The sequence below is a fragment of the Pseudomonas sp. NPDC078416 genome (assembly GCF_050268485.1).
In the GTDB taxonomy this organism is placed as follows: Bacteria; Pseudomonadota; Gammaproteobacteria; order Pseudomonadales; family Pseudomonadaceae; genus Aquipseudomonas.
Window position 1 is genome coordinate 13,727 of sequence record NZ_JBNNGV010000022.1, and the last position, 20,538, is coordinate 34,264.

Below are 20,538 nucleotides of genomic sequence, written 5' to 3' on the forward strand. Positions count from 1 at the left end.
GGTGGTCGAGATCGACTGTAGGAGCGCGCTTGCCCGCGAAAAATATCAGCGGCGATATCCATGCGCCTGACCCACCGCATTCGCCAGCAAGCCGGCTCCTACAGGATACGAGTACACCGAAGATTCCGGATGTGGTCGAGATCAACTGTAGGAGCGCGCTTGCCCGCGAAAAATATCAGCGGCGATATCCATGCGCCTGACCCACCGCATTCGCCAGCAAGCCGGCTCCCACAGGATACGTGTTCACCGAAGATTCCGGATGTGGTCGAGATCGACTGTAGGAGCGCGCTTGCCCGCGAAAAATATCAGCGGCGATATCCATGCGCCTGACCCACCGCATTCGCCAGCAAGCCGGCCCATACAGGCCATGCGTACGGCGGAGGTTTGAGGTGCTCCCAAGATCGATTTCACACACGCCGCAGGCCTCAGGTATTGCCGGGATTTACCTGTAGGAGCCGGCTTGCTGGCGAACCGGTTGTCCCGGTCAACATTGTCATCGCTGACCCACCGCATTCGCGGGCAGGCGCGCTCCTGCAGGTGCTTTATCGATCAGGCTACTGCGGCAATACCATGACCCCACGCATCACCAGATCCTGAATAAACGCCAACCAATCCGTGCGCTCCCCCTCGGCGGCCATGTCCTGACCCAGGAACGAGCTGAGGGTGTGCAGGTTGGAGTTATAGAAGTAGCACAGCGACGCGATCATCAAATACACGTGCTTGATGTCCAGATCCTGCCGAAACAAACCCTGGGCCTGACCGGCATCGATGATCGGTCTGAGCACGCCGACGGCTTCGCCTGACAGCCGTCGAAGCTCCCCGGACTGACGCGCGTGCCTGCCCTTGTGCAGGTTTTCGATGCTGAGGATGGCGACGAATTCCGGATGGCTGACGTAATAGTCCCAGACGAACGCCACCAGTTGGCGCAGCGTCTGCACCGGCGTCGACGGGTCCAGTGACAGCAGGCTTTCGGCGCGGTTGAACTGCTCGTAGGTGTGCTCAAGCACTTTGACGAACAGCTTCTCCTTGCTGCCGAAATAGTAATAAATCATCCGGTCGTTGGATTCGGCTTCGGCGGAGATCTTCTCGATACGCCCGCCGGAATAACCATCGCGGGTAAACACCGTGATCGCCGCCTGAAGAATGCGCGCGCGGGTCTGATCCGCCTGTTGCGCACGAACGCCAGTGCTTTTGCCCATGGTCGTCAGAGAATCCGGTAGAGCAGGCGCTCGACGCGGACCCGGCTGACCCGGCGCAGAAAGGTACGCACGCCAACCGGGTATTCGCTCAGGGTGTCGAGCTCGTCGAACTTGCCGACCCGATGGGTATTGCGCATCAGCAGCGCGATTTCTTCCGCGCGGGGCTTCAGCCATTCGCCCTTGGGGTCATCGATCAGCACGGCGTTTTCCAGGTCCAGCTGAAAGGCCCGCGGGTTCAGGTTGTTGCCGGTCAGCAGGGTGTAGCGGTCGTCCGACCACAGGCCCTTGAGGTGGTAGGTGTTGTCGCCGTCTTTCCACAGATGAATATTCAACTGGTGCTTGGCGATCGCCGTCTGATGTTTCTGCATGAAGCGACGCAGGCTGATCTCGTACAGATACGGCAGCGCGGAGATCACCTTGAACGGCTCCTCCGGCGAAATGAAAAAGTCGTTGGCGGTCTTGTCGCCGATGATGATGTCGACCTTCACGCCCCGCTTCAGCGCGCGATTGATCTCGCGTTTCACCACCAGCGGCATGTTGAAGTACGGCGTGCACAGCGTCAGTTGCTCATCGGTCGCGGCAATCAGATCGCAGAGGGTTTTGCTCAGCGGGTTCTTGTTGCCGATACCCAGCAGCGGAATAACGCGCAGCTCGCCGTTGTCACGGACGCCATCGTTGACGTCGTAGCTGGCGCGCTTGAGGTGCTGGCGGAACTGACGAATCTCCCCGCGCAGGCTGCGAGAGCTGGGCGGCGAGGGCAGGTCGAGGCGATGCACGGCGTCGGACGGCAGAATGTCCTGCTGCACCAGACGCTGGAACGAGTCGGCCAGGCCTTTGCTGTCGATCAGGTGATAGCGATCGAGCCGGTATTTGCCAAGCTTGTGCAGATAAACGTTATTGATGCTGGCGCCGCTGTAGATCACGCAGTCGTCGATGACGCAGCCCTTGAGGTGCAACACGCCGAACAGCTCGCGGGTTTGCACCGGCACGCCGTACACCGGCACTTCCTGATCGTGTTCCAGGTTCTGCGCCTGATACCACGCCGAGTTCCCGGCTTGCTTGCCCGCGCCGATCAGGCCGCGTTGCGCACGGAACCAGTCAACCAGCACCACAACGTCCAGCTCCGGGCGCGCAGCCTTGGCGGCATACAACGCATCGAGCACTTCCTGGCCGGCTTCATCCTGCTGCAGGTACAGGGCGACGATGTAAATCCGCCGGGTGGCGGCGGCAATCTTCGCCAGCAGTGTCTGCCGGTAATCGGCTGCACTCGGCAGAATCGTGATCGCCGTGCCGGAGGATTCAAAACCGCGCAGCGCTGCAAGGGTAGAACGTCGGAAGGGAGCCCGCATAAGCCTCTCGATGGGTCGGATCAACAGCGCACGAGCTTACACCAGAGTGCGCCCTCTGGTGGTTTTGGCAGCGTTATCCGTGAGTTGTTCAGCGGATTATCAGCGACGGCTCACGGCTTGAGCTCAGACCTTGAGCTCACACCTTCAGAATCAGCTTGCCGCTGTTCTCGCCCTTGAACAGCATCTGCAGGGTTTCGGGAAAGGTCTCCAGGCCCTCGACGATGTGCTCTTTGCTTTTCAGCTTGCCCTGGGCCAGCCAGCCGGCCATTTCCATCCCGGCCTTGGCGAAGTGTTCCGCATGGTCCATCACCACGAAACCTTCCATGCGCGCGCGGTTGACCAGCAGCGACAGGTAATTGGCCGGGCCTTTGACGGCTTCCTTATTGTTGTACTGACTGATGGCGCCGCAGATCACTACCCGCGCCTTCAACGCCAGACGTGTCAAGACCGCATCGAGGATGTCGCCGCCGACGTTATCGAAATACACGTCCACGCCTTTGGGGCATTCGCGTTTCAGCGCCGCATGAATGTCCTCGTTCTTGTAATCAATGGCGCCGTCGAAGCCGAACTCATCGATCAGGGTCTGGCATTTTTCCTTGCCGCCGGCGATGCCGATGACCCGGCAGCCTTTGATTTTGGCGATCTGCCCGGCAATGCTGCCCACTGCACCGGCCGCGCCGGAAATCACCACGGTGTCACCGGCCTTGGGCTGGCCAACTTCGAGGAGGGCGAAATACGCCGACATGCCGGTCATGCCCAGCGCGGCCAGGTACACCGGTAACGGCACGAGTTTGGGGTCGACCTTGTTGAAGCCCTTGGGCTCACCGACGAAATAATCCTGCACCCCAAGTACGCCCTGAACGTAATCGCCCACCGCGAATTTCGGGTGTTGCGACTCGATCACCTTGCCCGCACCCAGCGCACGCATGACCGCGCCCAGCTCGACCGGCGCGATGTAAGACTTGCCTTCATTCATCCAGCCGCGCATGGCCGGGTCCAGTGACAGGTATTCGCTTTTCACCATGATCTGCCCCGGCGCGAGCTCGGCAACGGGCACGGTCTGGAAGGTGAAATCTTCGCGGCTGGCGGCACCCACGGGGCGGCGCGCAAGGAGGAATTGGCGGTTGTTCAAGGCAGTCATGGCAGGCTCTCGATTATCGGCGAAGCGGCAGTGATAGACCGGAACGGTCCGGACAGCAAGGATTGCCACTGCACCGAATGCCCGCCGATCCATGCGGATGATGGCGATATTCGCGGATCATCATTGGCACCAATGGCCCGGCAACCGGCCTTGTAATAGTGCTGACGCCGGTTGTGCAGCGACCGCTAAGCTGCGGACCATCACCGGCATTCGCCGCAACTCCATTAATACGTACAAAAAAGGACGATCCCATGAGCATGACGTTTTCCGGCCAGGTTGCGTTGGTCACCGGCGCCGCAGCGGGCATTGGCCGGGCGACCGCGCTGGCGTTCGCCGAACACGGCCTGAAAGTGCTGGTGGTGGATCTGGACAGTGCGGGCGGCGAGGGCACGGCTGAGCTGATTCGGCAGGCGGGCGGGGAAGCGCTGTTTCTGCCGTGTGACGTAACAAAGGACGCCCAGGTGCAGCAGATGATGGCCCAGGCCGTGGACGCTTACGGCCGTGTGGATTACGCCTTCAACAACGCCGGCATCGAAATCGAAAAGGGCCGCCTCGCCGAAGGCAGCGAAGCCGAGTTCGACGCGATCATGGGCGTCAACGTCAAGGGCGTCTGGCTGTGCATGAAATACCAGTTGCCGCTGATGCTGGCCCAGGGTGGCGGGGCGATCGTCAACACCGCGTCGGTCGCCGGGCTGGGCGCGGCGCCGAAGATGAGCATCTACAGCGCGTCCAAGCACGCGGTGATCGGCCTGACTAAATCGGCGGCCATCGAGTACGCCAAAAAGCACATTCGCGTAAACGCCGTGTGCCCGGCGGTGATCGACACCGACATGTTCCGCCGCGCCCACGAAGCCGACCCGCGCAAGGCCGAGTTCGCCGCCACCATGCACCCGGTCGGCCGCATCGGCAAAGTCGAAGAAATCGCCGCCGCCGTGCTCTACCTGTGCAGCGACGGCGCCGCGTTCACCACCGGGCATTCACTGGCGGTAGACGGGGGCGTGACGGCGTTCTGATTCGTCTGATCATTCACCACACGGTTGACTGACACACCCTCACTCCGTAGGAGCCGGCTTGCTGGCGAACCCAGTCTACTGGGCAAAATATCCTTTGCTGACCCACCGCATTCGCCAGCAAGCCGGCTCCTACAAAATTCATGTACACCGAAGATTCCGGATGGTGTCGAGATCAATTGTAGAAGCGCGCTTGCCCGCGAGAAATATCAGCTGCGACATCCGCATGCCTGAACCACCGCATTCGCCAGCAAGCCGGCTCCCACAGAATACGTGTACACGGAAGATTCCGGATGGTGTCGAGATCAACTGTAGGAGCGCGCTTGCCCGCGAAAAATATCAGCCGCGACATCCGCATGCCTGAACCACCGCATTCGCCAGCAAGCCGGCTCCTAAAAATTCATGTACACCGAAGATTCCGGATGGTGTCGAGATCAATTGTAGGAGCGCGCTTGCCCGCGAAAAATATCAGCTGCGACATCCACGTGGCTGACTTACCGCATTCGCCAGCAAGCCGGCTCCTACAAATTCATGTACATCGAAGATTCCGGATGGTGTCGAGATCAACTGTAGGAGCGCGCTTGCCCGCGAAAAATATCAGCCGCGACATCCGCATGCCTGAACCACCGCATTCGCCAGCAAGCCGGCTCCTAAAAATTCATGTACACCGAAGATTCCGGATGGTGTCGAGATCAACTGTAGGAGCGCGCTTGCCCGCGAAAAATATCAGCCGCGACATCCGCATGCCTGAACCACAGCATTCGCCAGCAAGCCGGCTCCTACAAATTCATGCACACCGAAGATTCCGGATGGTGTCGAGATCAATTGTAGGAGCGCGCTTGCCCGCGAAAAATATCAGTTGCGACATCCAGCCGCCTGACCCCCCGCATTCGCCAGCAAGCCGGCTCCTTCAGAGTGGACATCTGCCCACCATCATCCTTCGCCCCGATTCGCTCCACTGTTCCCCCGATGATGTGACCGGCACTTCCCTGCAGGGTATTCAGCTAAGCTCCACGGGCTGTCCACCCTCAGGGAACATTGATGGATCATTTGTGGTTCGCCTATCCGTTGATCAGCGCTGCCGTGCTGCTGGTCATCGACCTCACACTCTGGCAATGGCTGCACCCGCGCTGGTTGCGGCGCAAGCTGGCGTGCCGACTGGTGCTGTTCGTGCTGTTCAGCATGGCGCTGCTGGATGGCGGGCTGAGTCCGCTGTACCCGGTGCCCGCCGACTGGTCCGTTCCCCGGCATGTGCTGGGCACTATTCTGACCATCGCCTGGTGGCTGTTCGGCGCGCGGACCCTGACCGTGCTCGCCACCGTAGTCATGGAGCCGCGAATTGGCGGCAAGGGCCATCTGCTGCAAGACGTCATGGGCGCGATCATCTTCCTCGTCGCATCAGTCGCGGCGGCCGGCTACGTGCTCGACCTGCCGGTCAAAGGCCTGCTGGCCACCTCCGGCGCGGTGGCGATCATCTTTGGCCTCGCCGTGCAGAGCACGCTGGGTGACGTGTTCTCCGGCATCGTCCTCAACGCGACCAAACCGTTCCGGGTGGACGACTGGATTCGCGTCGACGACATCGAAGGCAAAGTCATCGAAATCGACTGGCGCTCCACCCACCTGCTGACCTCCGAAGGCAGCATGGCGGTGATCCCCAACGCCATGGCCGCCAAGACCCGCATCGTCAACTTCAGCCGCCCGGATCATTTCCATTCGGTCACCCTGTCCATCGAACTGTCGACCCGCCTGCGGCCCAGCCTGGTGCTGGATTCCCTGGAGAAAGCGCTGCTCGGCTGCCGCGAATTACTGGCCCAGCCCGCGCCATCGGCGGTCGTGGTCAAATCCGGCCTGCGCATCGTCGAATACGAAGTCACCGGCTACGTGAAATCCCGGGACCGACGTTCAGCGGTGCGTAATCAGCTGTTCGACCTGATCTACCGCCAACTGGCGTCCACCGAGCCCCGCCAGGACCAGCAACGCCCAGCCACCCGCCAGTCTGCCGTGCTCAACACCGTCAATGCGCTGCGCATGCTCAGCGACGCCGACCGCGCGCAACTGGAACAGCACATGCGCTTGGGCGCCTATCCGGCGAAAGACATCGTGCTGGCCGAGGGCGTGGTGCCTGATGCGCTGTTCATTATCGAGTCCGGTGTGGTGTCGGCGTCGCTGCAACGGCCGGATGGCTGGCTGGAAGTCGGGCGCATGGGGCCGGGCGAGCTGCTGGGTGAGACGGGTTTCCTCGACGCGACGCCGACGGTGGCGCGTTTTTGCGCGTACACCGACTGCATGATTTACCGGATCGACAAGGCCGACCTGGAGCCGTGGTTGGCGGAGCATCCGGAATTGATAGGGGCGCTGGCGGGGTTGGCGAAGTTTCGGGCGAAGGCGAGGGCGGCGATGCTGGAGGCTAAGCCGGTGGTGGCTGATGCCAATGGTTTTCTGGGTTGGTTGCGCAAGAATGTGAGGCGGTTTGAGGTCACGCGCGGCCCGGGGCCAGATGACAAGAAGCGCTGACAACGACAGCAGGTTGTTGAGAAGTAAAACTCTCGCGGGCAACCGACGCTTTGCCGAGGCGTACCTCAGATGCTGCTGAATGCTTGATCTGAGCTATGCCTTGGGCGCTTGGGTCTATCTGCTGGCTGACCTGAATTCGAATCATCGAAAGCCACTTGATCCCAAGGGAATGATGATGCTAATCCGCTGGGAGGTTTGACTTAGAAGTCTATGGTGCCTGAGAGTTTGACCAGACGTGGGTCGCCTTGGCTGAGATAACCACCGTTGGCTGAGGCCCAGTAGTTCTTGTCGGTGATGTTCTCCACATTGACGCGCAACGTCAGGTCCCTTTGATCGACTTTAAGTTTGTAGCGCGCCCCGGCATCGAACCGATTCCAGGTTGGAAGGCTCAGGTTATTGGCCTGGTCCGCATACTGGCCTCCAGTACGTAGCATACGGGCGCTGAGGGCAGCTCCCTCCAGGCCAGGAACGTCCCAGTCGACGCTCGCATTTAACTGGAAGGTGGGCACCCCAATGGCGTGGTTGCCATCAGTGAGCCCGCCCGCAGTCTTCTTCAGCTCCGAGGTCATGCGCGTGCCGCCTGCCATCAGGCGAAGGCCTTCGATGGGCTCACCAAACACGCTCAGCTCAACGCCCTTGTTTACCTGCTCGCCGTCGCGAATGTAGAGGCGCTCGGTCGCATCGACATAGCCATCGCTGGGCTTCTCGATTCGGAACACGCCAAGATTTGCGCCGAACGATTGCATGTCCAGCTTGATACCCGCTTCCAGTTGCTTGGTACGGCCAGGCGGGAAGGCCTCCCCAAGGTTGGTGACGTTGGTACCGGACGCGACCGGCCCTTTGGCAAGGCCTTCAATGCGGTTTGCATACAGGGAAACGGTATCAGTCGGTTTATAGACGATGCCATACACCGGAGTGGTGATGGATTCGTCGTAAAGCGAAGTACGGCTGCCGTCATTGGCCGGATTAGCCACGCCGTTGGAGGTGGTGCCATCGTACGAGTAGTTCTCTACGCGCAGTTGCTGACGGCGTACGCCATATGTCAGCAGCAAACTGTCGTCGAACAAGCCAACGGTGTCGGAAACGGCCAGGCTTCGGTTGCGGGTTTTGCCGGTGACACCCGGATCGCCCATATCGCCGCCGGTGAGGGAAACCGCCGTTGGCTTGGGCAGATCAGGTGTGGTGTAGATATTGGTATTCCCGGTGACCGAGCGGTAGAAGGTGTAGGCGTTCTCTTGCTGGGTCCAGAGGGTGGAGGCGCCGATCGCGATCTGATGACTCACCGGCCCGGTTTGAACATGACCGTTAAGCCCCGCTGCAAAGCTGGTGTTGTCCTCATTGTGCGGGATCTCAGAGCCGCCGACAGTTGCAACGCCGTTATTACCTACGAGGGTTGGCGTGCCGTATACGCCAGTTTCACGAGTATGTTTGGCGCCCCCGGCAAGGTAGGCAGTCCAGTTTTCATTCAGGTCCCAGTCGCCACGCATCATGCCGAACGTGTCTTCGGTTTCGGAATTAGTCCAGTCCTGGCCGTAGTTGTGGCTCGCGTCCGGGGCGGTCGGGATTTTGGTCGTATTACCCAATTGCACGGTGTTGCGTAAACCGTTGATGCGCTGTTTCTGGTAGCCAAAGTCGGTAGAAACGCGAAAGGTGTCACCCCGATAATCGAGTCCCGCGACGAATAACTTGGTGCGCTGGTTTTCGTCATCGATCGCAGTGTCGCCTTCACGTTGGCTAAGGTTGACCCGCGCTCCGAATCGATTGCCCTCGCCGAAGCGTTGGCCAAGGTCCAGGTGCTCACCAACGCGGCCGTCAGAACTGATGTCTTGGGTGTAACGGCGAGTCGGCACGTCTTCAGCACGCTTGGGCTGCAAATTCACGCTGCCACCCAAGCCCGTACCGGTGGGGCTCACGCCGTTGATAAAAGCGTTGGGACCTTTGAATACTTCCACCCGCTCAATCGCGTCCGTGGAAAGAATTTGCCGAGGAAGGACGCCGTACAAGCCGCCGTAGGAGATATCGTCGCCTGCCAACGGCAAACCGCGGATCACGAATATCTGCGACTGGTTACCGAAGCCGTAAGACTGGCGCACCGACGGGTCGTTGAGGAGTACATCTCCCACATCTTCAGCCTGCTGATCCTCGATAAGCTGGGAGGTATAGCTGGTCAGGGTGAAAGGGACGTTCATGTTGTCCTGATTACCCAGAACACCCATCTGCCCGCCACGAGCGACCTGACCACCCGCATAAACCTCAGGCAGCCTATTGGAATTAGCCTTGACGGCATCCGCGTTTATGTCAGTAGCGCCGAGCTCAACCGCCGAGTCGGCAGCATTGGCCATGAAGCTCGCAGAGCAGCAAAGCGCAAGCAGGGTGGGGCGAAACGGATGCAAAAGGAACATTACGGGCTACCCAGCAAAGTGATCAGAACGGGTTGAAGCCTCCTTGGCAATGCGAAGTATTCGCAGGTGAGAATGATATCAGAGTGCTTTTGAGTTTGTTGCCACTGACGACAGATTTTTCACATCGTGTGAAACGCCCTGGCGATGTTGAATGCAGAGCGCTGCCATCAGCGGAGCCTGCTGTTCTTCCTGTTTTCACAATCCCGTGGAAAACTACGCGCGCTTTGCACCCATTTTTTGTCTGTTTAGTGGAGCCAGGGATGGAAATCATGAACAACCAGCAAGAAAACACCCTCGAACAATCACTCAGGCTGGCGGCGGATGAGCCGGCCCATCGACCGGACTTCTTCAAAACGCTGTTGGACTCCACCGTCTACGTGCTTGGCACTGCCGGGACTGGCAAGGGGCATGTCACGCTCGAAGCGGGCAGCAACATCAGCATCGCGAGTTGGCACAGGGCTGACGGCTCACCTGTCATCCCGTTTTTTTCTTCGTTAAAAACACTGCAAGGATCCATAGACAGCGAAGAGTCCTACGTAGAAATCCCGGCCAGATCGCTGTTTGAAATCACACTGGGCGCGCCTCTTTTCCTCAACCCGAAGTCTCCTTATGGGAAAGAGTTTTTGCCGGAGGAAGTGCGCCATCTGCTCTCTGACGGGATCGGCCAGCAGCCGGCGCAGCGCACGGTCGAAAAAGACACGAACGTGCTGCTCGGACAGCCGTCGCAATACCCGTCCAGCATGGTCAACTCGCTCACGCAGTTGCTCGCCAAACATCGCAATGTAAAACGTGCATTTCTCGCGTTGATGCATGACCCATCGGTGGATCAAAAGCCTCACCTGATCATTGGTATTGAAGCGGACGGAGATTTTGAACGGGTCATGCGCGAAGCCGGTAGCGTTGCCGGAGATACCGCGCCGGATGGCGAACCCGTTGACCTCTATCGCGTTCAGGAAGGAGGGGCAGGCCTTAGCGATTACTTCCTCAAGGAAACAACGCCTTTCTATGAAAGGAAGTCGGCAGGGTGGCTGCGGTCAGTGCTCGGTTTTGGCAAAGCGTGACGGGTTTCAAGCCCGCGCTAAGCGCAGTGCAGGCTTGCGAAATCTTGGTTGGGCTGTGCAGTTTTTTAATGGAGGAACAAGAATGGCTGAAATCAGCAAAGTGTCCGCCGAGTTGGTAGATCAGATCGAAGTGCTGAGCCGCCAGGGACTCGCCTTACTCGGCCTTACTCGGGATGATGCTCCGGCCGATGTGGTTGCGGCGATTACGGAGCGGGTGCGCGATTGCAAAGCGACTGGCACAACGCTGTCCGAAGAGGAAATGTACGCGCTTGGAGCGTTGCTAGGTAACCAGTACGTAGAAGGCCAAGGCTGGCACTGGGGCGATGTCGTTTGGGATTATGATGAGACCACTGCTGCTGTAGGAGTGCTCAACCACGACAACTCATTGTTTATCAATCCTATTGGCTGGGTGGCTCAGGTGATGGAGTCCGAGGGTGGTGTTGGCTTCATGCTCACCTACAACATGGTCAGCGTGCACCAGGTTCCGGTACGCGAGCCTGATAGCGCCACAGGCCTGTACTGACGCCTCACTCTAAAGAAGGGTGCCGACCTCAAATTGAACGCTGGTCTTCCCGAGTCGAACAGCCGCTACTTGCACTACCAATAGCAATGCACTTCAAGAGCCTCTACCAAGCCAGATAGCTCTCCACCCAATCAAGGAAGATCCATGGGCCAAGTCGACATTCAACTGATCACCCATCTTCCCGCGCAGATTCTGCCGCTAGAGGAGGAGGCGGTTAGGGAAGGCTTCCGGTTTCTTACCCGCCTGATCGACGAATGGAAGTCGGGAGCAAATCGCTTTAATGCCCCTGGCGAGTGTCTTCTGGCCGCTTATCTAAACCAGCAGCTAGTGGGCATCGGAGGCCTTTCAGTTGATCCCTACGCCGAAAAGAACATGGCGAGGTTGCGACGGGTCTATGTCAGCGCTTCATCAAGAGGGCATCACGTTGGAAGAACGCTGGTAACGGCGCTTGTTGCACATGCCGCGCTGTGCTTTCAGAACGTATGCCTGTTCACCGATACCGCCGCCGGCGACGCGTTTTATCTGAAGTGTGGCTTCATGCGAACAGATCATGAGCATGCCACGCACGTGATGTGCTTGAGCAACATCTGACTCTTTCGGGAATGTGTCAACGTAGGCATCTCACGTTGCGACATTAAGCTACCCGCGATGTCCGGCTGCGAGACCCTGATTCAGTTCAATTCCGTCTACACGTGTGTAGAACTGGGGCCCGTAGACAAGATTCATTTTTTTTCAGGTACGAACATTTCGGCTTCAGAAGACATTTGGGGGTCTTGGCACAGCTCTGTAAGCGCTTTCAGCGAATTCCCGAAAACCTGAAAGTAAATATTCTCCACCTCATTCATGTCATCAAGAAATATAGACATACCAATATCGTCGCCTACGTATCTTTTTATCCCTGAGTACAGCTCAATAAAGTTGAGCCTTAATGCCGAAATCAATTGTTCTACCACTTCCTTGGAAAGTCGCTTAGGGCTTTTAAACTCCCAACCATCCTCGCCTAAGGTTTTATTTGCCCCGATGGGAATCAAAAAAACCGCCGTGTATCTTTTTATCATCATGTCGACTCCTATCTCGCTTCATAGTCAAGCAAGGGCGTTACTGGTCCCGAACTGCGCAGCCTCCAAGACTTCGACTAAAAATCTGAAAAGCTGTACGCCTCAAGGGGCCCAAGCTGGGACAGAAAAACCAGATGCTCTACTGCTTTTACTTTTTTTAGATGTTCCAAGGCTACCGATCCACCTAGCATAAGTGCCGGGACGAACCCGTACATCTCATCGTGGCGAAGCGTGCCAAGTTTTTCCTGTGCGGGTTTAAAAAGTTGACCAAAGTCGTTGTGCTCAACCTCCTTAGATAATAGAAATCCCTGAACGCGTTTGTCAGACTGGTCTTTAGATAACACCGATGTCTGTGTTACGTAACGAGAGACGACACTTGAAATCTTTAGCGATGCCCCTGTTTCTTTCCCCCAGAAGTATAGATCGCCAAATGCACTTCGAGCGATCAGATAATAATTATCTAAATCCTTAAGCTTTGTTCCTTCGAGCCACGACGTAACCACGGGCTCAAATTCCTGCGGATTAACTAACCAAAAAATCCCTTCTCCAAATCCACACCACCCATGTTCGGCCCAATACTCCAATAAAAGGCCAGGCAGTTTGCCTTTATAGTGTTCGATGCTTGACCTGGGTACTTCTTGGCGATCAACTGGCTCGCCGAATTTTTGTATGAGTCTGGCAAACACTCCATCCATCGAACGTAATCCTCTCTGCATGGTTTATGAATCGAGTATAAAAATTTTCACCCAGCCGCGCTCTTCATTCAACGCAAGTCCAAGGCGCTCCCAGCTAACGCCGATCAAAACCTTTGTCTGACTCCGACTCAGTCTTGAAGCCAAAAATCAGACCAACCTCCAAAAGTTTTATTGCCGCCTTACCAGATAACTTGAAAGGAAGCACTTCAAGCATGGAAACGACGTTTTCATACGCCAGACCATACTCTCCCGACTCATTCACCCACTCAGATAATTGACCAATTTGCTCCTGATAAGATAAGGAATCGGGGGGGAAGAACGAAGCCGCCTCCGGCTGAGATCCGAGCTCTGCAAGGACGAAGCTGAGGTTGTTTTCAATGAGGTGGTAATCAGTTTTCATGGCTTAGGATTCTTTGCGGTGTTAGTTGAATACCCGGTCACGTCCCAATCTATCGCCGTATCGTAAGCCACTTTTACACCTACGCCCTTGTGACTCAAATAGGCTGTTTTATAGTCACGCATATTCACTACGCATAGCGCTCTTGAAGGTAATCATCAACGTACTCTGCTATAGGCTTAGCGGTCGCCAGCTCGAACAACTCACCGGTATTCCGGTCAATCAGAAATGGGCTATTTCCCGCTAGCTGATCAGACGAATCACCAGTACGTAAATACTCAGCTGACTGATAGCAAAAGAACCACCCCTCCGCGAACTCACCTTCGTACGTAATCTGCAAAGGTATCTCTGAATCCTCAAGATACTCTTTCGCCTTATTCAGAGCATATTCATAGTCGAACATCAATTGGTCCTCAACAACTGCAATGCCCGCCTGCCATTCCGCTTGATAAAACGCAGACCTAACGCCCTCGACGCGGCGGATATTCAGGCTGAGGGACGGGGCAGGCTCGCCCCAATGGTTTCTATACTGGGCACCACCTTGGCAGCCCATTTCTTGCCTTATCCGATCTTCGATCTGATGCCACGAGGGCACGATATGCACAAGAACACTCAACGTCTCCCTGACAATTCCCAGCTTGGGACGCCGCTCGCTTTTTATCATGGTTAAGCGAGTGCAAGAAATTTGGAAACTGAGTATTTCATGACCCAAGCGGGCACCCTGGGTCCCAACCTCCCGCGATGACGTAGGAAGCTTCTGAACATAAGCAATTGGATCTGCCACATCTGGATTTCCTGGATCGCTAAACCTTCGTGTCTGCCGCTGCACACGGGGGCTCGGGTCTGGCTGCAGGAACATCAGACCTGCCAGCAGCCCTTTGATGACGGCGGCCGGCGGTTTCACACTTTATCGTCCGACTCCCTCAAGCCGGGCTTTGCGGCGGAGTGTGGTAGACCGACTCGTCATCCGACGAACCCGATGTCGCAGTGCGATAGCTGGCGTCGTCATCCGAGGAATCATCCACCGGCACCGGGGTTTGGACCTGGAGCGGGGCAGGTGCCGCCGAAGATGCCGACCCAGGCCGCGCTGCCTCGCTGGAGGGTCCGGCGCTGATCGTGGGTTGCGCTTGTTCGCCCTTGAGGCTTGCCCGAACACTCCCTGCCGGAGACTTGATAGAGGAGAGTGCCGAGTTCTCCGCATTGGTGATCCGGTTGCCGGTGAGGCTGGTTCGCGGAAGAGAGGCCGTATCAGACGCCGCTCGTTGGGACCGTTGACTGGAAGGCCTGCTGACACGGGCTGGCTCTTCGCCGGGAGACTCACCCGGAGCGTCGGCAGTGTCTTCATGCACGGAGTGAGCGGTCTCGGTAGCGTCTGTCGTGGGCTCCGCCGTTTTCTTGCCTCGCGATCTCAAGTCGTCGACCAGCTTGTCTGCAACCGCGACGCTAGCGGCGTTGCCCCCGAACACAGCCGCGCCGCCCACTGTATTGACGGCGTTTTTCGCCAATGAACCCAGGGCAGGGTGCTGCTGGCTCAAGGCGTTGACCACAGCGCCTTTACCGGCTTCCAATCCGGCGAAACCACCGGTCAGCGTTGCGACATTGGCGGCGCCGGAAGGGGTGAAAGTGGCTTTCGCGGTTCTCGATATCGCCCCGAGCGGATCGCTTACCAGAGTGCGGCCGGCGTCGGCCAGACGTCCCCCTCCATTGGCGAGCGGTGTACGGATGGTTTTCGCGTCCCGCAATACCTTCAACGCGTCGATCCATTCGGTTTCCTGACTCAGATCCTCTTTGGCTTCGGCATCTCTACGTCCCAATAGCAGCGCGGGGCCACTGCTGCCTTGCTCGGTGCGCCGATTGTGGGTGAGGTACCCAGTACCGGTACCGGCGGCGAGGCCACCTGCAATCGCAAGGGCTGTGTCCACAATGGCCTCGGCCTTCGGATTGATCGCCGCCACCACCGGGCCTACCGCCGTCCTGATGCCATTCCGGATCGTGAACGTCTGAGCCTCCTTGGCGTTCTGGATCGCCAGGTTCGCGGTGGTATCGATAGTCGCCAGCGCGGCATTCAACGACTCATGCAGTTTGTCCGCGGGCGCATGCAGGTAGTACGCGTCTTCCCGAAGTTTTTTAATGGAAGCGCCGCCGACCTGATCCATCGCTGATGCCGCCGCGAGTGAAATCGTCCCCAGGACCGCCGCTTTTGCCACCGGGTTTGGTATGTTCGCCCCGATTCCCGTGATCACGGGAATGGCCGCCTGGAGCGTCGACGCCACAGCAAACGGCACACCGCCCGTTGTACCCGACACCATTGAAGCGTTGCGGTCCATTTTCTCGGCTTTTTCCATCAACGTACCAAGCTCCTGAAACGAGATGTTCTCCTCCATCAGCTTGTTGACGCGGCTCTCTACGATTCGATCGATTTCTCCCCGGTGCCCCGATTCCGGATCCAGACGATCTTTGTAGGGCTGGAACTGATTGCTCACGTAGGTCGTGAGCAAATGCTTCATTTCACGGGCTTGGGTCAGCGCCGCTGCGGTGACTTCACCGGATTGAGGATGACCCTGCCCCACGGCAGCGTGGCCGGTGGCAGCCGTCGAATTTGACCGTTGCTGAAGTTCGATGGATGAGGAGGGAGCGGGGGGTTGCTGGCCAGACACGCGCATGGTGAGGTTCTCTCTGGTTCTAGGGATGCAGCGGGACATAGCTGCTATCAATGATGGTTTTCCAGAGGGTGTGTGGCCGAGCGGGCTATTCCGGTTCCTGTTGAGACGGTGGTATTTGGCGGTTGTGTTTCAAGGTTGTGACGATTACCTATTCGACGCACGGTGCGTATGGCCGGAACCTAGTCCAGCGTCACAGCCAAACAGGTGCGTTTCCGGGAGGCATTTCACGGGTGCGACCGGAGATGACAATGGGTTTGTTCAGCACCGCTCTGCAAAGAAGTGAACGGGTTTATTTACTCGGAAAAATTAAATTCGTCCTCTTACCGCGTGATCATTACGATTTTCAGGAAGGTATTTGCTTGAATTGCCGGTGTTTAGGGCTGAGGATTACAGGGAATCTCACCTCACCTCATAGGTCTGGCATGAACGCGGGCGACATACTTGCATCCCTCAAACCAACCAGCACGACGCGTATCTATGACGTGCTGGTTGCCGCTGGCCACGATGTGAGCGAATGGCATCGTGATGTGCACGGAAATTCATGCGACGACTTCACTCGCAATCCCCGCTTTCGCGCCGATTGGGTATTCACCGACCCTGCAGGACGCAGATTGGTGAGCATGTGGCACGACATGATCAAAATCGAAGATGGCCAACTAGTTGTCCACCACAATGCTCGCGAAGCACAGATGCAGTACCAGCGTATGGGTGAAAACTACCGTAATTACCAAGGCGAGCAGCGGAAGAAGGAGTTGTCCAAAAAGAGTCGAGGTGAGCAATGGGCTAGTAAAGCACGAACTCTAGATACGACTATTCGTGAGTGTTTCCAGTCTGGCAAGTCATTGTCGGTCGCTATCGTGCACCGCGGAATGGCCCACGATGAGGAGACAGAGAGAGCTAACGGCCGTCTCTTGGATGACAGTCAATGGTATGTGCGCACTTATAAAGAGGATGGCGATTACGTTCTAGTGCGCGGTCCACGTCAGGATGAGGCTATTCCACGGGCACTAGTCTGGGCCCAAAGCTCACCTCCACTAGACCAAGCAAATACCGAGTTTGGGAGAGCCATAAGCTTTCGTCAATCCGAAGCTTTGGAGCATACCGCCGCTGATAGCGGCGAGACACCGGATCTGGAGCCACAAGGCGCGCCGATCACCGCCGACTCCTACGGCGTTACCTTCGATGACCAGTTTATCGATGCCCCGGCCAAACATATTGAATCAACGTCAACCTACTACGAGCGCAGCCCAGCGTGTCGGCGTGATGTGCTCTTGCGCTCAAAGGGTCTCTGTGAGTACTGCGGAATGCCCGGCTTCACCAAAGCTAATGGGAATACCTACCTTGAGACGCACCATATCGTGGCACTCGCTGAGAACGGCCACGACCATCCCACCAACATGATCGCGTTATGTCCGAACGATCATCGCGAAGCCCATCATGGAGTGAACCAGTCAGAGTTGCGCGAACTTTTCCTCACAATAGTCCAAGGATTTGCCTGATTCTCACGCATTTTCGGGATTTACTTTACGACCTGTTGCTTTTGGAGGAGTGCTGTAGGGGCTCAAGGAGATGCTCACCTATAGCGATCATTCATGTTTAGCTAGCGGCCATAGGCGGAGTGCTATCGGGCGCCGCTTTCAAACTAAGCTGCCGTTCAGTGCTGGCAAAACTCGGGAAAAATAGTAAGTTGGGATATGGGTGTGAACCATCGGCTGTTTAAAGCTAATCTTCAGGGCGGTAGTCTAAGTGTGGTCGCCAGTGAGCTGCGACTCGTTTTCGAAAATTACTCACAAGTAGCTGGGCTAGTCTATGGGTGCAACGCTGCGGGGTGTTCAATTAAACCGTTAATGTACTCAAGACGTTCCATGGCGTTCATTAGTGGAACTCGGGTGGAATTGTGTCCAAGCACTTGGTAAATCTCTTGAAAAAGGTCGCGCAATAAATTTCTAGACTGTTCCGATTCGTCGCGAATCATGTCATCTGTATTTGATGGGAGTGGGACAAGGTCAAGCAGAAACACTTGCCGAAAATTTAGTCGAGCAGCAGCTTGAACAATTACATCATCCCACGGTATTCCAGCAATTTTCATGAAGGCTAATGATTCGGCGATCCCGTAATCGAAAATCACTTGCTCATTGTCAGGAATGAGATCGACAATGCGTAGTGCTCGTTTTAATACCAAGTGTTGGAAGCGACGGTAATCACGGCGTACTACTGTTGGAGAAATCCCCATCTTAAGCTGATGTTCAAATTCTGCGCGTCCCGGATCTTCGATTGTCCGCCAGCCCGCAGCGGCCATACTATCTACTAATGTAGTCTTGCCACTTCCAGGCGCACCTGTGATAAGCACCCAAGAGGTATTACGCCGCTCCCCTTTTTTTTGCACCGTAGCTGCTGTCGAAGATAACCAGTAGTTCTCCGCCTGGGAAAGTTTCATTGGGAAGCCGAGCGAACGTATTTTCCGAGTTGGTCTTCGAACACTTCGAATCCGGAAAAAAGGCTTGGACAAGCTTCAAGTAATAAGTGGTAGATGGCAATACAATACTCCCGCATTTCAGTATCTCCAGCAATGGCGCCACGTATACTTAGTAGGTGTCGCCAGGCTCTTGCATTACCAGTGATCATGATTGTTGTATGTGTTGCATTGGGAAGAACTGAGCGCGCCATTGATCTAGAATGCCGCTGCTGTTCCTTGACGGATAGATGGGCAGACGCTGAAACCTTGGAGTCCGCGCCGCGTAAGTTATCATGCAGCGAGCGAGTTGCCGCGCACCATAGTAACCATTGTTTTTTTAATCCGGGATTTTCGTCCAGCCCCTTAGGTTGAATAAACTCAACATCCGATTCATCATGGTACTGCTGTGACAGTTGGCTATATGCGAAGCCAATTCGGTGCCGTACTAACTGATGAGAAAGTGCTCGTGTCAAGCCATCCACTAGTATTGTAAAGTTCGCGTGTTCAAGTACACTGTCATGACCTTGATGCAAGATGTTTGAAATATAGTCCTGATTAGTTTTGCGATACTGTTTATCGCTAAATGACATGTAACACACTCTTCCTGCGGCCTCGACAACTAATTCGGAGGCACAAACATCATTGTCGTGCGCCCAAGAGAGAGCTCGATCGCTCAAGAAATTAGACATGCCGTCCTCAAGCGTATTTTTAGAAATCAGATAGACTTTCATAGTCTGCCTGCCGCTGGTGTATTGTCAGACCCAGAATTAGGCCGAGGCGCCTTTTTAATCTGGGGTGGTGGCACTTGTTTTGGTATTGAGTCTTCTTTGAGTTTGCTCTCTATGTTTATTAGTCTCTCTTGAATTGGGTAGCTTAACTCCAGTGCTTTAATTCGTTCCGAAGTTGTAGATGTCTCTAATGATTTAATCCGCTCCTCAAATGTTTTAGTACGCTCCTCTAAACGATTTGAGGTAGAGAGGTAGGTTGCTGCAGCTCCAAGTCCAGCAGCAGCGATTGTGGCAATTACTGGGAATACAAACTGTAACCATTGCGTGCGTAGCACTGCCCGATCAACATGCTTTTTCGCTGCTTCCTCAGCACGAGATTTTACGTTGAGAAAGTCTGGTGATAGCTTATTGAGCAGTTCTTGAATTACTGGAGCGCTTGTAGGAGGTGGAGTGACGGCTGGAGCATCCAGTTCGTGTATGAATGCACGCAAGAAAGGCGTTCCTGGCTGAAGAGAGAACGGCTCCTTGCCCATATTTATGACTGTCACATGTAATGAGCCGCTGTAGCCTGGATCAACATGTCCCGGGTTTGTCATCAACAAACCTTGAATCGAGATACGGCTTGAGGGGAAAACAAAGCCTGCGTGGGAATTATCTAGCTTGAAAGATTCAACAGTCTCTATGACTGCTGTGTCCCCTTGCGCCAATGAAACAGGAAGGCGGTGGGGGTTGGTAGCTGAACCCTCTTTACCGGCTTCAAGCCCTGGGCGGTAAATTGGGCCGATGTGCAAATCGATTGAGCAACCACGGATCTTTAGAGCAGCACTAGAAGCTGTAACATCGATCAGTTCTGAAGGGGTTTTGCTGACCTTTGCGAGTAGCTGGGTGTCGATTAAGATGCTCATAAGATACGTTCCACTGGTCAGTTTAGATGAGTGTATCGCAGTGCGAGCTTCGGAGCCCAGAGAGGGCGATTGTCAGCGGCAGCGTGAAGATGATTGCCGTGACTCTGCAGAGGTGGTTAAATTCTGCCTCCTTGCTAATGTCAGCTATGGGCGGATAGCCGCTATTCACGAATGTTCGCAAATCAACTGCGCCCCACACGTCAGCCAATAATAGAGACCCAATTGTCCGATGGCCGTGAGTCGGCGAGCGCCTGTTGAAAATTTTAGTACCGCCAACGTAAATACTCCCGTCTAAGCTGCATGCCAGCAATCTTAAATCCGAGCCGGGACAGCGTGGACTCCTCAATCACGCCCCCACCATTCTCAACCACGTCCCCAGTCGATCCTGTCCCGCACATCAGCACCCCCCACTGGATTCACTCCCCCCAGTGCTCTACA

At 56.1% G+C, this 20,538-nt stretch carries 18 protein-coding genes; 6 read left to right on the forward strand and 12 right to left on the reverse strand.

Annotated elements, in window-relative coordinates; translation table 11 throughout:
- Positions 1-554 precede the first annotated feature (554 nt).
- The 3 genes from ACQKEN_RS18210 to ACQKEN_RS18220 form a co-directional block, all read right to left on the reverse strand.
- On the reverse strand, positions 555-1,199 hold the full coding sequence (locus ACQKEN_RS18210) for a TetR family transcriptional regulator (protein WP_427687622.1): 645 nt from the start codon (positions 1,197-1,199) through the stop codon (positions 555-557).
- A gap of 5 nt (positions 1,200-1,204) precedes the next feature.
- A complete protein-coding gene (gene pssA, locus ACQKEN_RS18215; protein ID WP_427687624.1) occupies positions 1,205-2,548 on the reverse strand; it encodes a CDP-diacylglycerol--serine O-phosphatidyltransferase in 1,344 nt (447 codons plus the stop codon).
- A gap of 136 nt (positions 2,549-2,684) precedes the next feature.
- The gene (locus tag ACQKEN_RS18220) at positions 2,685-3,689 is read right to left on the reverse strand and encodes an NADP-dependent oxidoreductase (RefSeq protein WP_427687626.1); all 1,005 of its coding nucleotides are present in this window, start codon (positions 3,687-3,689) and stop codon (positions 2,685-2,687) included.
- Positions 3,690-3,940: 251 nt separating this feature from the next.
- Here ACQKEN_RS18220 and ACQKEN_RS18225 point away from each other — a divergent pair, with 251 nt between their 5' ends.
- Together ACQKEN_RS18225 and ACQKEN_RS18230 are read left to right on the forward strand one after the other, a co-directional pair.
- The gene (locus ACQKEN_RS18225; RefSeq protein WP_074892538.1) at positions 3,941-4,702 is read left to right on the forward strand and encodes an SDR family oxidoreductase; all 762 of its coding nucleotides are present in this window, start codon (positions 3,941-3,943) and stop codon (positions 4,700-4,702) included.
- A gap of 1,038 nt (positions 4,703-5,740) precedes the next feature.
- Positions 5,741-7,213, forward strand: a complete 1,473-nt coding sequence (locus tag ACQKEN_RS18230; RefSeq protein WP_427687629.1) for a mechanosensitive ion channel domain-containing protein — start codon at positions 5,741-5,743, stop codon at positions 7,211-7,213.
- A gap of 200 nt (positions 7,214-7,413) precedes the next feature.
- On the opposite strand, the gene ACQKEN_RS18235 is transcribed toward ACQKEN_RS18230, so the two are convergent.
- On the reverse strand, positions 7,414-9,615 hold the full coding sequence (locus tag ACQKEN_RS18235) for a TonB-dependent receptor (RefSeq protein WP_427687631.1): 2,202 nt from the start codon (positions 9,613-9,615) through the stop codon (positions 7,414-7,416).
- A gap of 260 nt (positions 9,616-9,875) precedes the next feature.
- Here ACQKEN_RS18235 and sseB point away from each other — a divergent pair, with 260 nt between their 5' ends.
- From sseB to ACQKEN_RS18250, 3 genes are all read left to right on the forward strand, one after another.
- Positions 9,876-10,676: an enhanced serine sensitivity protein SseB gene (gene sseB / locus ACQKEN_RS18240; RefSeq protein WP_427687633.1), complete on the forward strand. Its 801-nt coding sequence runs from the start codon at positions 9,876-9,878 to the stop codon at positions 10,674-10,676.
- A gap of 82 nt (positions 10,677-10,758) precedes the next feature.
- Entirely contained in the window at positions 10,759-11,199 is a 441-nt protein-coding gene (locus tag ACQKEN_RS18245; protein WP_427687635.1) for a hypothetical protein, read from the forward strand.
- A gap of 144 nt (positions 11,200-11,343) precedes the next feature.
- Positions 11,344-11,790 carry a GNAT family N-acetyltransferase gene (locus ACQKEN_RS18250; protein WP_427687637.1) on the forward strand — a complete coding sequence of 149 codons (447 nt, stop codon included), beginning with the start codon at positions 11,344-11,346 and terminating at the stop codon, positions 11,788-11,790.
- A 131-nt stretch (positions 11,791-11,921) separates the two neighbouring features.
- Here the strand turns inward: ACQKEN_RS18250 and ACQKEN_RS18255 are convergent, their stop codons facing one another.
- The 5 genes from ACQKEN_RS18255 to ACQKEN_RS18275 form a co-directional block, all read right to left on the reverse strand.
- Positions 11,922-12,260 (reverse strand): hypothetical protein, encoded by a 339-nt coding sequence (locus ACQKEN_RS18255; RefSeq protein ID WP_427687639.1) that lies wholly within the window; start codon positions 12,258-12,260, stop codon positions 11,922-11,924.
- 74 nt (positions 12,261-12,334) lie between these two features.
- Entirely contained in the window at positions 12,335-12,952 is a 618-nt protein-coding gene (locus ACQKEN_RS18260; RefSeq protein ID WP_427687641.1) for a GAD-like domain-containing protein, read from the reverse strand.
- A gap of 94 nt (positions 12,953-13,046) precedes the next feature.
- Positions 13,047-13,352 (reverse strand): hypothetical protein, encoded by a 306-nt coding sequence (locus ACQKEN_RS18265; RefSeq protein ID WP_427687643.1) that lies wholly within the window; start codon positions 13,350-13,352, stop codon positions 13,047-13,049.
- Positions 13,353-13,479: 127 nt separating this feature from the next.
- A complete protein-coding gene (locus ACQKEN_RS18270; protein ID WP_427687645.1) occupies positions 13,480-14,253 on the reverse strand; it encodes a YrhB domain-containing protein in 774 nt (257 codons plus the stop codon).
- A 19-nt stretch (positions 14,254-14,272) separates the two neighbouring features.
- Positions 14,273-16,012 (reverse strand): hypothetical protein, encoded by a 1,740-nt coding sequence (locus tag ACQKEN_RS18275; RefSeq protein WP_427687647.1) that lies wholly within the window; start codon positions 16,010-16,012, stop codon positions 14,273-14,275.
- A 248-nt stretch (positions 16,013-16,260) separates the two neighbouring features.
- Here ACQKEN_RS18275 and ACQKEN_RS18280 point away from each other — a divergent pair, with 248 nt between their 5' ends.
- Positions 16,261-17,511 carry an HNH endonuclease gene (locus tag ACQKEN_RS18280; protein WP_427687649.1) on the forward strand — a complete coding sequence of 417 codons (1,251 nt, stop codon included), beginning with the start codon at positions 16,261-16,263 and terminating at the stop codon, positions 17,509-17,511.
- 308 nt (positions 17,512-17,819) lie between these two features.
- On the opposite strand, the gene ACQKEN_RS18285 is transcribed toward ACQKEN_RS18280, so the two are convergent.
- The 3 genes from ACQKEN_RS18285 to ACQKEN_RS18295 are packed head-to-tail and all read right to left on the reverse strand — an operon-like array spanning position 17,820 to position 20,100.
- The gene (locus ACQKEN_RS18285) at positions 17,820-18,449 is read right to left on the reverse strand and encodes an AAA family ATPase (RefSeq protein WP_427687651.1); all 630 of its coding nucleotides are present in this window, start codon (positions 18,447-18,449) and stop codon (positions 17,820-17,822) included.
- Positions 18,446-19,198 carry an FAD-dependent thymidylate synthase gene (gene thyX, locus ACQKEN_RS18290; RefSeq protein WP_427687653.1) on the reverse strand — a complete coding sequence of 251 codons (753 nt, stop codon included), beginning with the start codon at positions 19,196-19,198 and terminating at the stop codon, positions 18,446-18,448. The genes ACQKEN_RS18285 and thyX overlap by 4 nt, the downstream gene beginning before the upstream one ends.
- Entirely contained in the window at positions 19,195-20,100 is a 906-nt protein-coding gene (locus tag ACQKEN_RS18295) for a dCTP deaminase domain-containing protein (protein WP_427687655.1), read from the reverse strand. Before ACQKEN_RS18295 ends, thyX begins: the two co-directional genes overlap by 4 nt.
- Between the last annotated feature and the right edge of the window lie 438 nt (positions 20,101-20,538).

Excerpts from the sequence above, each read along its gene's own strand:
- ACQKEN_RS18210 (WP_427687622.1), bottom strand. The coding sequence starts at position 1,199 with ATGGGCAAAAGCACTGGCGTTCGTGCGCAACAGGCGGATCAGACCCGC.
- pssA (WP_427687624.1), bottom strand. The coding sequence starts at position 2,548 with ATGCGGGCTCCCTTCCGACGTTCTACCCTTGCAGCGCTGCGCGGTTTT.
- ACQKEN_RS18220 (WP_427687626.1), bottom strand. The coding sequence starts at position 3,689 with ATGACTGCCTTGAACAACCGCCAATTCCTCCTTGCGCGCCGCCCCGTG.
- ACQKEN_RS18225 (WP_074892538.1), top strand. The coding sequence starts at position 3,941 with ATGAGCATGACGTTTTCCGGCCAGGTTGCGTTGGTCACCGGCGCCGCA.
- ACQKEN_RS18230 (WP_427687629.1), top strand. The coding sequence starts at position 5,741 with ATGGATCATTTGTGGTTCGCCTATCCGTTGATCAGCGCTGCCGTGCTG.
- ACQKEN_RS18235 (WP_427687631.1), bottom strand. The coding sequence starts at position 9,615 with ATGTTCCTTTTGCATCCGTTTCGCCCCACCCTGCTTGCGCTTTGCTGC.
- sseB (WP_427687633.1), top strand. The coding sequence starts at position 9,876 with ATGGAAATCATGAACAACCAGCAAGAAAACACCCTCGAACAATCACTC.
- ACQKEN_RS18245 (WP_427687635.1), top strand. The coding sequence starts at position 10,759 with ATGGCTGAAATCAGCAAAGTGTCCGCCGAGTTGGTAGATCAGATCGAA.
- ACQKEN_RS18250 (WP_427687637.1), top strand. The coding sequence starts at position 11,344 with ATGGGCCAAGTCGACATTCAACTGATCACCCATCTTCCCGCGCAGATT.
- ACQKEN_RS18255 (WP_427687639.1), bottom strand. The coding sequence starts at position 12,260 with ATGATGATAAAAAGATACACGGCGGTTTTTTTGATTCCCATCGGGGCA.
- ACQKEN_RS18260 (WP_427687641.1), bottom strand. The coding sequence starts at position 12,952 with ATGGATGGAGTGTTTGCCAGACTCATACAAAAATTCGGCGAGCCAGTT.
- ACQKEN_RS18265 (WP_427687643.1), bottom strand. The coding sequence starts at position 13,352 with ATGAAAACTGATTACCACCTCATTGAAAACAACCTCAGCTTCGTCCTT.
- ACQKEN_RS18275 (WP_427687647.1), bottom strand. The coding sequence starts at position 16,012 with ATGCGCGTGTCTGGCCAGCAACCCCCCGCTCCCTCCTCATCCATCGAA.
- ACQKEN_RS18280 (WP_427687649.1), top strand. The coding sequence starts at position 16,261 with ATGGGTTTGTTCAGCACCGCTCTGCAAAGAAGTGAACGGGTTTATTTA.
- ACQKEN_RS18285 (WP_427687651.1), bottom strand. The coding sequence starts at position 18,449 with ATGAAACTTTCCCAGGCGGAGAACTACTGGTTATCTTCGACAGCAGCT.
- thyX (WP_427687653.1), bottom strand. The coding sequence starts at position 19,198 with ATGAAAGTCTATCTGATTTCTAAAAATACGCTTGAGGACGGCATGTCT.
- ACQKEN_RS18295 (WP_427687655.1), bottom strand. The coding sequence starts at position 20,100 with ATGAGCATCTTAATCGACACCCAGCTACTCGCAAAGGTCAGCAAAACC.